The organism is Brooklawnia sp., assembly GCF_049651565.1.
Lineage (GTDB): Bacteria > Actinomycetota > Actinomycetes > Propionibacteriales > Propionibacteriaceae > Brooklawnia.
Genome location: NZ_JBASCI010000088.1, coordinates 1 through 10,633, shown reverse-complemented (window position 1 = coordinate 10,633; position 10,633 = coordinate 1). Strand labels below are relative to the sequence as shown.

Genomic DNA, 10,633 nt, shown 5'->3' with positions numbered 1-10,633 from the left:
GTGGTGGTGCGGGTGCGGGAGCCGCGCCGGACGCTGACCGACGAGATCTCCGGCATCGAGGGCTCGACCCGGCTGGAGGCGAAGAAGCAGCGTCGTCGTGAGGGCCGGGCCGCCGGCCGGCACCGGGCGCCGATCCTGACCGAGGCCGAGTTCCTGGCCCGCCGCGAATCGGTCGAGCGGGTGATGCTGGTGCGCCAGCGCGACGGCTACACCCAGCTCGCGGTGCTCGAGGACGGCGTGCTGGTCGAGCACTATGTCGACCGGTCGACCTCGACGTCGCTGATCGGCAACATCTACCTCGGCCGGGTGCAGAACGTGCTGCCCAGCATGGAGGCAGTCTTCATCGACATCGGCCGCGGCCGCAACGCGGTGCTATACGCCGGCGAGGTCGACTGGGATTCGTTCGACGTGGCCCCCGAGGGCCGCAAGGTCGAGCAGGTCTTCAAGTCGGGCCAGTCGGTGCTGGTGCAGGTCAGCAAGGACCCGGTCGGCGCCAAGGGCGCCCGGCTCACCGGTCACATCTCGATCCCAGGACGCTACGTGGTCTACTCACCCGGCGGTCACCTGTCGGGCATCAGCCGCAAGTTGCCGGACGCCGAACGCCAGCGCCTGAAGCAGGTGCTGGACAGCGTGCTGGCCGATGAGTCATCGGTGATTGTCAGGACCGCCGCCGAGGGTGCCTCTCAGGACGAACTGGTCCGCGACGTCGAGCGGCTCAAGGCGCAATGGCAGCAGATCGAGAAGCGGTCGAAGCAGGGCAGCGCCCCCCAGCAGCTGTACACCGAGCCCGACCTGACGCTGCGGATCATCCGCGACACCTTCACCGAGGACTTCAAGCAGTTGGTGGTGGCCGGCAACGGCGGGGCGGACGACGCCCACGACCAGATCGCCGCGTACATCGACCACGTGGCCCCGCAGCTCAGCGACCGGCTGGTCAAGTGGGACACCGGTGAGGGCGACCTGTTCGCCAGGTACCGGCTCGACGAGCAGATCAGCAAGGCGCTGGAGCGCAAGGTCTTCCTGCCCAGCGGCGGTTCGCTGGTGATCGACCGCACCGAGGCGATGACGGTGATCGACGTCAACACCGGCAAGTTCACCGGCAGCGGCGGCAACCTCGAGGAGACTGTCACCCGCAACAACCTGGAAGCGGCCGAGGAGATCGTCCGGCAGCTTCGGCTGCGCGACCTGGGCGGCATCATCGTGATCGACTTCATCGACATGGTGCTGCCGGCCAACCGCGAGCTGTTGCTGCGCCGGCTGGTCGAGTGCCTGGGCCGCGACCGGACCCGCCACCAGGTCAGCGAGGTGACCAGTCTCGGGCTGGTGCAGATGACCCGCAAGCGGATCGGCACCGGCCTGGCCGAGGCGTTCACCGAGACCTGCGAGCACTGCGGCGGGCGCGGCTACGTCCGCCACGACGAACCGGTGGATTCGCAGGCTCCCGCCGATGGTGGGGAGCGGCGCGGTGGCCGGTCGGGCAACGGCAGCGGTGACAGCAACCGCGGCCGGGGTCGGTCCGCCAACGCCCGGCGGACCAGGTCGGAGGAGGCGAGCAAGGCCAACCAGGTACAGCCGTCGGAGGTCGCCCGGCAGGCCGCGGCCAAGGTGGCTGCGGCGTCCCGGCACCACCTGGAGCAGCCGGCCTCGACCGATGGCATCGAACCGGCGCAGAGCAGCGGCGTCCCGATGGCAGAACCGGCGGCAGCCGCGGTGGAGCCCGTCGTCGGGGAGCCGGCTGCAGCGAACCCCGTCCCGGCGGAGACGGTTTGACCGGCTGGGCGAACCGGACGTAACATGGATCTTCGGTGCGTCCACGTCTGACGATCAAGGTCGGTCGGATCACCGCAAGGCGTTGGGTGTCGTGGCCAGTGAGGTTGTCGGCTGTGACGCCACCAGGCATGAACCAAACAGTTCCGGCCCTGCCATTCGGTGGGGACGGGTGAGCGAGAGTGAGTCAGGCGTGTACGCGATCGTGCGCAGTGGCGGCCGCCAGCACAAGGTGGCCGTGGGTGACATCGTCCAGATCGACCGGGTCGCTGACGAGGTCGGCAGCAGCATCAAGCTGCAGCCCCTGATGCTGGTTGACGGCGATGACATCACCACCGCCCAGGACAAGCTGGGCAAGGCCTCGGTGACTGCCGAGGTGCTCGGCGAGGTGAAGGGTCCCAAGGTGCGGATCCTGAAGTACAAGAACAAGACCGGCTACACCAAGCGCCAGGGGCATCGTCAGAAGTACACCCAGGTCAAGGTCACCGGAATCGAAGGCTGAGGTAGACAGATGGCACACAAGAAGGGCGCGTCCAGCTCGCGCAACGGTCGTGATTCCAACTCCCAGCGCCTCGGTGTGAAGCGCTTCGGCGGGCAGCAGGTCAACGCCGGCGAGATCATCGTCCGGCAGCGCGGCACCCACTTCCACCCCGGCGAGGGCGTGGGCCGCGGCGGCGACGACACCCTGTTCGCGATGGTGGCGGGCAAGGTTCAGTTCGGAACCCGGCGCGGACGCCAGGTGGTCAACATCGAACCGCTCGAGGCCTGAACAACAGCAAGCAAGGCATGATGGCGAGGGACGCAGGCACGGCGTCCCTCGCCTTTGCATTTGACGACGAGGAGGGTGGCCGCCGATGATCTCGCGCACCAGCCGGATGACCGGTGAAGGGGTCAACCGGTTCAGTCCCGAGGACGAGGCCACTCCGTTCCTCGTCGACCTGGAGCGGATCCGGTTCTCACCGTTCTATTCCCGGCTGTCGGCGGTCACCCAGGTGATCGGCGCGACCGGTGGCCGCTCCGACGTGCACAACCGGCTGACCCACTCGCTCAAGGTGAGCGCGGTGGCCCATCCGATCGCGATCGAGATGCGGGAGCAGCTGGCGGCCCGGGCGGCCGAGCGGCTGCCCGCGGAATACGTCTGCGACTCGGCGGTGGTGCGGGCGGCGGCCAGTGCGCACGACCTGGGGCATCCGCCGTTCGGGCATGTGGGGGAGCAGGTGCTGGACCGGCTGGCCCGGGACTGGCTGGGTCTGGCCGACGGCTACGAGGGCAACGCGCAGACCTACCGGATAATCGCCTCGCTGGACGTCATCCACGGCTCGACTCGCGGGTTGAACCTGACCGCGGCCACCAGGTCGGCGGTGGCCAAGTATCCGTGGCTGCCCTGCCTGGAGTTGCCCGGTCAGGAGGGCGAACCGGTGCCGCCGGGGCTGCGCTGGATCGAGGGAGAGCTGCGCGTCCGCAAGTACTCGGCGTACTTCCTGGACGCCGCCGACCTGCAGGTGGCCCGCAGCGCCGCCCATGGCGTCCTGCCGTTGCAGCAGTCATTCGAGGCATCGGTGATGGACATCGCCGACGACATCGCGTACTCGGTGCACGACATCGAGGATTTCCACCGGGCCGGGCTGCTCGGTGACGGGGCGGTGGGTCGCGAGTTCAAGGAGTGGCTGGAGAACTGGCGGGAACTGCGCACGCTGACCGGTGACGAACTGATGTCGCGGCGGCCGCCTGCCGGCAGTTCGCTGGAGTTGTTGCGGCGCAAGACGGTCAGGGACGACCCGTGGGTCGCCGACCCGGACGCGTTCTGGGAGGCGGTTCGCAACGTGTCGCGTGATCTTGTGGACGGGATGCTGGCCGAGGGCTTCGACGGTTCGTTCCGGGCGGAGCGGGCGGTGGCGGCGTTCACCAGGCACTGGATCCACCACCTGCGCGAGTCGGTGGTGCTGGCGCCGCCGGACAACCCGCGGACCGGGCTGGTGACGCTCGACCAGCTGGCCTGGCACGAGGTTGAGGTGCTGAAGTTCATCCACAAGCACTTCGTGCTCGACCGGGCGGACATCGGGATGTACCAGCGGGGGCTGGGTCGGGTGCTGGTGCGGGCGGTGAAGGGCCTGGTGGCCTGGGTGGAGGACAGCTGGGACCGGCGTCGGGCGCCGGCCAGGCTGCGGGAGCTGATCGAGTTGGCCACCGAGCAGTACCTGCGGCTGGCCCGGGACCGGCCCGACGGTGTGCCGGAGATCGACCCGCGCGAGGTGCGGCGGCTCGGGCTGGGTCGGGGCGTGCTGGACTATGTGGCGTCGTTCACCGACGCGCAGGCGATGGCAGTCTCGGAAGCCATCGACGGGCGGCCCGACCGGTTGTGGGAGATCGGGCACACTTTGTAGCCCGCCCCCTGTCTGGCCCCGGCCGCTCGTGCCGGCTCAGAAGGTTGAGGTGTCGATCACGTAGCGGTACCGCACCTGCGAGTTGACGACCTTGTCGTAGGCGGCGGTGATGTCCTCGCCCGTGATCATCTCGGTCTGCGGGGCGATCTGGTGTTCGGCGCAGAAGTCGAGCATCTCCTGGGTTTCGGGAATGCCGCCGATGTTGGAGCCGGCCAGCACCTTGTTGCCGCTGGTGAGGCTGCCGAGCCGCAGGGTGGACGCGTGCTGGGGCAGCCCGACGTCGACCAGCACGCCGTGCGGCTTCAGCAACCGGAGCAGCCCGTCCAGGTTGATGTTGGCCGAGACGGTGGAGACGATCAGGTCGAGGCTGCCGCGCAGTTGCTTGAGCCGGTCGGGGTCGTCCATGGCGAAGTAGTCGGAGGCGCCGAACTTGAGGCCGTCCTCGCGCTTGGACATGGTCTGGCTGATGACGACAACCTCGGCGCCCATCTTCGCGGCGATCTGGACGCCCATGTGTCCCAGGCCGCCCATGCCGACGATGGCGACCCGCTTGCCTGGTCCGGCGTCCCAACGGTTGAGCGGGGAGTAGAGGGTGATGCCGGCGCACAGCAGGGGAGCGGCCGCCTCGAAGGGGATGGCGTCGGGGATGCGGCAGACGTAGTCCTGCTCGACGGTGATGCCCTGGGAGTAGCCGCCGGCGGTTGGCAGGCCGTCGCGCCCGATCGAGTTGTAGGTCCACACCGTGGGCGCCTCGCGGCTGGTGCAGAACTGCTCGGTGCCGGCCCGGCACTGTTCGCACTCTCCGCAGGAGTCGACGAAACAGCCGACGCCGACCCGGTCGCCGACGGCGAACCTGGTCACCTGGTCGCCGACCTGGGTGACGATGCCGGCGATCTCGTGGCCGGGCACCAGCGGGTAGAGCGGCTGGCCCCACTCGGCGCGAGCGGTGTGGATGTCGGAGTGGCAGATGCCGGCGTACTTGATCTCGAAGTAGACCTCGGTCGGGCCAGGGTCGCGACGGTCGATCGTGGTGCGGTGGAACTGGCACTGTTCGTCGTCGGTGACGTAGGCGAGAACCTGTGGCATCTGCGCTCCTTCGGGCTGGCTGTCGATGATCCTATCGGGGGCCGGGAGGACCCGCAGGTTGAGCTCGCTGGAACAGGGTCTGGTTGTTCATCCCACGTGTGCCGGGGACGTGAAGCGGGGAGGCACCCGATGGATGCCTCCCCGCTCAGTTGTTGGTTAAGCGTCAGGAACGAGTGGTGACGTGAACGTCGTCCTCACGCTTGGTCTGGACGCTGCGCGAGCCAGCGGCACCGGTGAACGACGCAACCGCGGCGCCGATCAGCGAGCCGGCGAAGCCCCACCACAGACCGGTGGACGCGGCGTCGGCGGCCTGCTCAGCGGTCTGGGCCGCCTCGTCCTGGGCCTGCTGGACGTCCTGCTGGTCGACCTGGCCCTGGGCCTCCTCGATCATCTGCTGGACGTCCTGCGTGGTCACCTGGTCGGTACCGGCCTGGACGACATTGCCGAGCGCACCACCGACGGCTCCCAGCACACTGCTACCGGCCCAGCCGACGAGCAGCACCGAAGCGAGCATCGAGGCCGCCCAGGTGAGGAAACCGTGCAACAGTCCGCCGCGAACGGCGAGCGCGCCGGCGATGTAGCCAGCAGCAGCCAGTGCGATCACCACGAAGATGACCGACCAGATACCGACGGTGGTGGCCGATGCCTCACCGAGGCCCATCGCGCCGGCGGCCATGGCGAAGACGATCATCAGCGCGAGGAAGGTCGCGACACCCGCGAAGATGGCTCCCCACGAAATGTTCGAGCGACCCCTCGACCGATCGGTACCCAGGAAGGACTCACGACCGGTCTGGTCGCGGTCCTCGACGACCAGGGCCTGCGAGCCGTCGGCGTGGGTGGCTCGATCCCGATGTATTTGTTCTCTGGTACTCGTAGTCATTGTCAACCTCCAAGATTTACGCTTTCGCGGAATTCGATGCGCAGGGCTTTCCAGCCCGGTCCGCAACTACGTTTCCACCTTAGTCGGAGGGCGGCACCGGAAGTCAAATCGGATGGCAAGATGTGACCCACCTTGAAAATCGTACGGACTGTGCTATGGCAGTTGCACAAGCGCAAATACCCGCCCCATAAGGGTGGGTAATTTGGGTCGTGGGAGGGAATATTCCCGGACTGCGTAAAGAAACTCTAACTCCATTCTTACGCGTCCTTGAGGGCATTTCCCAAGTCATTGAGGCGAGTGAACCTCGTAGGGGTGCACACTGGGCACATGAGTGCACGAATCATCTTGGTGCCCGGCTACTGGCTGGGTGCGTGGGCATGGGACGCGGTGGTCCCCGAACTGTCCGAGCGGGGCTTCGATGTGACGCCGCTCACGCTGCCGGGCCTGGAATGGGGCCGGGACGGCACCGCACCAGAGGTCACGCTGGTCGATCAGGCGTCCGCCATCGAGGCGGCGCTGGACGTGCCTGCGGGGCGCCGGATCCTGGTTGTGCACAGCGGGGCGGCGGTCCCGGGCACGCTCGTCCTCGACCAGCGTCCCGAACTGGTGGACCGTCTCGTCCTGGTCGACACGGCGCCTGCCAGTCCGGGGTACGCGATGGACCCCGAACAGGTGGGCGACCGAACCCTGGCGGACGCGTGGGCCGAGCTGTCCGAAGAAGGGTCCTTCAAGGACCTGACCGCAGAACAGCTCCGCACCTTCCGTGAGCGCGCGGTGCCGCAGCCGAACCGCGTGATCGCCGAACCGGTGCAGCTCGGCAACAACGCCCGGCATCGCGTTCCGTTGACGGTGATCTGCTGCGAGTTCCCGGCCAGCGCGTTCCAGCAGTACGCGCAGCAGGGGATGCCGTTCCTCACCGCGCTGCTCGACTACGACGACGTCACCTACATTGACCTGCCGACGGGGCACTGGCCGATGTGGTCGAGGCCCGCCGAACTCGCCGAGCTGATAGCGCAGGCGGCCGAGGACCGCTGACCACCCCGGTTAGCGCCGACGCCCGGCCGCGCCGCCACCACCGCCGAAGATGATCGACATCCCGATCAGGAAGCCGAAGTTGTACCAGCCCCCGTTGTTCGCGACCTCGTAGATGCTGACGTTGTCGTTGAACAGCGAGATGATGAAGGTGATCGGGGCGATGATGCCGTGCCACAGCCCCTGCCAGAAACCCGCTTCGCCGGCCGCTTCGGCGGTGTTCGGGCCGGCGGCGCAGGCGGACAGGGTCAGCAGTGCTGCCAACACGGCGATCAACACCAGCCAGTGTCGATGGGTCCTACTGGGTGACATGCCGCACCTCCGGAAGGCCTGATCGAGCCAGGTGCCGATCGCCCCGGGCGTGAGTCCTCCGGAATCATGGTAAGTCGGCGCCGCCCCGGCTGGCAGGGCCCGTTCGAATCCCACGCGCGTGATCGGTTGAGTGCTCGGCGACGGATGGCGTCCCGACCGGGTACGGTGGCCCGGGTGATGGGTGAATCGGCCAGGGAGGTGTCATGAGCCTCGGCAGCAGGATCCGGGGCCTGTTCGCCGACACTCGCCCACTCCAGCAGGCGGACTTCAGACGGTTGTGGCTGGCCAATGTCGTGACTGTCATCGGCGCCCAGCTGACCGTGGTGGCGGTGCCGGCGCAGATCTACGCGATCACCGGGTCGTCCGGGATGGTGGGGTTGACCGGCTTGTTCGGGCTGGTGCCGCTGATCATCTTCGGGTTGTGGGGCGGCGCGCTGGCCGACAGTATGGACCGCCGCGTCCTGCTCGAATTCACCACCACCGGCATGATCGTCACCTCCGGGTTGTTCTGGCTCCAGGCATTCCTGGGGTTGAACAACGTCTGGATCCTGCTCGGGGTGTTCGCCATGCAGCAGGCGTTCTTCGCGATCAACCAGCCCACCCGGACAGCGATCCTGCCGAAACTGGTGCCATCCGACCAACTGCCTGCCGCGAACACGCTCAACATGACGGTCATCTCGGCCGGGGCGATCGCGGGGCCGATGGTCGGTGGGGCACTGATCCCGGTGCTCGGCTATGCCGGGCTCTACCTGATCGACACGTTCTTCCTGTTCGCGACGCTGTACGAGGGCTGGCGTTCGACGACTACGACATCCTGATCGACGGCGAGGCCGCGGCGTCCGTCCACGACCCTGACCGGCCGGGCAAACCACAACCCGCCAACGGTCCATCGCAACCAGCCGAGGACGAGCCACGTCCCGGCGCCGGCGAGCCACGATCGGCAGCAGCAGCCGCGGCACTTGTCGGGACGGCGGCCAGCTTCCGCGTCCCACTGGAGGTCGGGGCCATCGCGCCGCCGGCGGTGGGTGACCTGATTCTGGTCGAGCAGGAACTGCGGGCGTACGAGGAGGGTGAGGTCGCCGACATCCTGTCGCTGATGCGCGGTGAGCAGCGCGAACGCACCACCCGCAACCTGTCGCGAACCACCGATACCACGACGATCGAGACCTTGCTGGAGGAGGAGTCCACCAGCAGCCTGAAGACCGACGAGCGGTTCCAGTTGTCCAGCCAGGCGTCCTCGGTGGCCAACTCGAGCTTAGGGATCGACGCCGGGGTCAGCGTCACCGGCAAGTTCGCCCCGGTGCAGGTCAGCGCCTCGGTGAACGCCTCCTACAACACCTCGCAGTCGTCGTCCACTACGTCGGCGCAGGAGTACGCCAAGACGGTGACCGAGGAGGCCACCAAGCGGGTGAAGAACACCATCAAGGAGGTCAGCTCGATCACCATCCTGACCGAGCGGCAGGACACCTCGCTGCAGGGGTTCAACAACGTGGACGGCACCGAGCACATCAACGGCATCTACCGCTGGGTCGACAAGCTCTACGACGCCCGCCTGATGAACTACGGACGCCGGGTGCTGCTGTCGCTGAACGTCCCCGAGCCGGCGGCGTTCCACCGCAGCCTGCTAGGCAGCCACGAGTCGGCGGCGCTGGCCGAGCTGGTCGAACCGATCCACCCGTCCCGGATCAGCCGGACGAACTGGCAGCCGCTGCCGGCGTCCAACACCAACGGCGGATTCCGCAGCTACCAGGACCTCGAGGATGACAACTATGCCCGGCTGGCTGCGCTTTATGACGTCACAGGGCTGGAGGCGCCGCCGGCTGGGGAGGTGGCCGGAGGCACCGCGATCGCCTACCAGGAGGCGATGGAGGCGCGCAAGATCGATGTGCACGACGCCGTCAACGACCCGGGCTGGGTCTCGACCGACAACACCCTGTCGGTGGACGCCGGTTATCGGGTCACCCACCTTGGCGTCTTCGTGACCGCGGGCGCCTCCGACGATATCGGCTCCTACGTCGATGCCCTGCATCTCGGCGAGGTGGCCGGGCCGGCCAAACCTTCGGACGGGACGACGGTCGCCGAGACCAACCTGGTGCTGGTCACTGTGGGTGACAACAGCTTCTACCTTTCGGTGCGCCGCGATCCGGACGACCCGGACGGCAAGATCATCAAGACGAACTTCAACGAGTGGCAGCCGCTGCACCCCAGCGCGGCGTTCACCGACAAGGTGGCGCAGGTGATCCCGATCACGATCACGGCGCGGTTCGAGGGTGTGCAGACCTTCAAGGTGCTGTACCGGGGCGAGCGCACGGACGCCGCCTATGACGCGTGGCAGCCGCGCACCTGGGCGGCGATCCTGAACGGTTACGACGCCAGGAAGAAGGCTTACGACCAGGCCCGGACGCTGGCGAAGGCGAAGGCCGGCGAGGCGGTGGCGGAGCAGACGTTCCAGTTGCGCACCGACCAGTACCGGCAGATCGAGCTGACCGAGCTGAAGCGGGGTTGCATCGACCTGCTGACCGAGGGCACCGCGGTGGGGCACACGTCGATCACGATCGAGGACGGCACGCCCCGGATCGTCTTCGACGAGGCCGAGGGCGCCCAGCTCGACAAGTGGCGGCACCCGTTGTCGAACGGCGCGGTCACCGAGTTCTTCGAGCAGGTCTTCGAGTGGCCGCAGACGACCTACCAGTTCCATCCGTACTACTGGGCGGGGCTGGAGCGGTGGCGCAAGACGGCGCAGGCCAGCGGCGCCGACCCGGTGTTCGAGCAGTTCCTGCGGGCGGGCAGCGCGTCTGTGGTGGTTCCGGTGCGGCCGGGCTGTGAGCGGCCGGCGCTGATGTTCCTGCTCACCGGACTGATCTGGGCCGGGGGATACCTGCCGCTGCTCAACACCCAGGAGATCCTCGACATCTACACCGACGTCGAGCTGGGCCGGGTGATCGACCCGCCCGAGCAGGTCGGCGAGCCGTGGCAGGTGCGGGTGCCGACCAGCTTGGTGATCCTGCAGGACAGTGGGGTGCTGCCGCAGTTCCAGCCGGCCGAGGCCGGGGAGCCCGGTGAGCCTGAGGAGCCCGGCGAGGAGGAGCCGCCGGTGGGTCCGGTGCCGTTCTGGCAGGATCTGGAGCCCGAGCCGGACGCGTGATCGGCGGTGGAGCCCCGGTCTGACGGG

The 10,633-nt window shown here is 67.9% G+C and carries 10 protein-coding genes; 7 read left to right on the top strand and 3 right to left on the bottom strand.

All coding sequences use genetic code 11. The features are described 5' to 3' along the window. From WBL05_RS04260 to dgt, 4 genes are all read left to right on the top strand, one after another. Window positions 1-1,770: Rne/Rng family ribonuclease (locus tag WBL05_RS04260; protein WP_424223987.1), on the top strand; the 1,770-nt coding region annotated here is incomplete at its 5' end. Window positions 1,771-1,960: 190 nt separating this feature from the next. Then, complete coding sequence (gene rplU / locus WBL05_RS04255) at window positions 1,961-2,269, top strand: 50S ribosomal protein L21 (RefSeq protein WP_424223988.1); 309 nt, start codon at window positions 1,961-1,963, stop codon at window positions 2,267-2,269. 9 nt (window positions 2,270-2,278) lie between these two features. Continuing rightward, on the top strand, window positions 2,279-2,536 hold the full coding sequence (gene rpmA, locus WBL05_RS04250) for a 50S ribosomal protein L27 (RefSeq protein ID WP_424223985.1): 258 nt from the start codon (window positions 2,279-2,281) through the stop codon (window positions 2,534-2,536). Window positions 2,537-2,621: 85 nt separating this feature from the next. Then, the gene (dgt, locus tag WBL05_RS04245; protein ID WP_424223983.1) at window positions 2,622-4,151 is read left to right on the top strand and encodes a dGTP triphosphohydrolase; all 1,530 of its coding nucleotides are present in this window, start codon (window positions 2,622-2,624) and stop codon (window positions 4,149-4,151) included. Window positions 4,152-4,187: 36 nt separating this feature from the next. Here dgt and WBL05_RS04240 read toward each other — a convergent pair whose 3' ends face one another. Both WBL05_RS04240 and WBL05_RS04235 read right to left on the bottom strand, forming a co-directional pair. Further along, a complete protein-coding gene (locus WBL05_RS04240) occupies window positions 4,188-5,237 on the bottom strand; it encodes an NAD(P)-dependent alcohol dehydrogenase (protein WP_424223981.1) in 1,050 nt (349 codons plus the stop codon). Between the two features lie 163 nt (window positions 5,238-5,400). Beyond that, window positions 5,401-6,117 carry a hypothetical protein gene (locus WBL05_RS04235; RefSeq protein WP_424223979.1) on the bottom strand — a complete coding sequence of 239 codons (717 nt, stop codon included), beginning with the start codon at window positions 6,115-6,117 and terminating at the stop codon, window positions 5,401-5,403. Window positions 6,118-6,444: 327 nt separating this feature from the next. On the opposite strand from WBL05_RS04235, the gene WBL05_RS04230 reads away from it, so the two are divergent. Continuing rightward, window positions 6,445-7,152 carry an alpha/beta fold hydrolase gene (locus tag WBL05_RS04230; RefSeq protein ID WP_424223978.1) on the top strand — a complete coding sequence of 236 codons (708 nt, stop codon included), beginning with the start codon at window positions 6,445-6,447 and terminating at the stop codon, window positions 7,150-7,152. Window positions 7,153-7,161: 9 nt separating this feature from the next. Here WBL05_RS04230 and WBL05_RS04225 read toward each other — a convergent pair whose 3' ends face one another. Further along, a complete protein-coding gene (locus WBL05_RS04225; protein WP_424223976.1) occupies window positions 7,162-7,461 on the bottom strand; it encodes a hypothetical protein in 300 nt (99 codons plus the stop codon). A gap of 203 nt (window positions 7,462-7,664) precedes the next feature. Here WBL05_RS04225 and WBL05_RS04220 point away from each other — a divergent pair, with 203 nt between their 5' ends. Both WBL05_RS04220 and WBL05_RS04215 read left to right on the top strand, forming a co-directional pair. Continuing rightward, window positions 7,665-8,279 carry an MFS transporter gene (locus tag WBL05_RS04220; RefSeq protein ID WP_424223974.1) on the top strand — a complete coding sequence of 205 codons (615 nt, stop codon included), beginning with the start codon at window positions 7,665-7,667 and terminating at the stop codon, window positions 8,277-8,279. 203 nt (window positions 8,280-8,482) lie between these two features. Further along, complete coding sequence (locus tag WBL05_RS04215; RefSeq protein ID WP_424223972.1) at window positions 8,483-10,606, top strand: hypothetical protein; 2,124 nt, start codon at window positions 8,483-8,485, stop codon at window positions 10,604-10,606. Window positions 10,607-10,633: the final 27 nt, after the last annotated feature.

What these genes read in the sequence shown, in the direction of transcription:
- WBL05_RS04225 (WP_424223976.1), bottom strand. Translation starts at nt 7,461, where the DNA reads ATGTCACCCAGTAGGACCCATCGACACTGGCTGGTGTTGATCGCCGTG.
- WBL05_RS04240 (WP_424223981.1), bottom strand. Translation starts at nt 5,237, where the DNA reads ATGCCACAGGTTCTCGCCTACGTCACCGACGACGAACAGTGCCAGTTC.
- WBL05_RS04230 (WP_424223978.1), top strand. Translation starts at nt 6,445, where the DNA reads ATGAGTGCACGAATCATCTTGGTGCCCGGCTACTGGCTGGGTGCGTGG.
- WBL05_RS04235 (WP_424223979.1), bottom strand. Translation starts at nt 6,117, where the DNA reads ATGACTACGAGTACCAGAGAACAAATACATCGGGATCGAGCCACCCAC.
- WBL05_RS04220 (WP_424223974.1), top strand. Translation starts at nt 7,665, where the DNA reads ATGAGCCTCGGCAGCAGGATCCGGGGCCTGTTCGCCGACACTCGCCCA.
- rpmA (WP_424223985.1), top strand. Translation starts at nt 2,279, where the DNA reads ATGGCACACAAGAAGGGCGCGTCCAGCTCGCGCAACGGTCGTGATTCC.
- dgt (WP_424223983.1), top strand. Translation starts at nt 2,622, where the DNA reads ATGATCTCGCGCACCAGCCGGATGACCGGTGAAGGGGTCAACCGGTTC.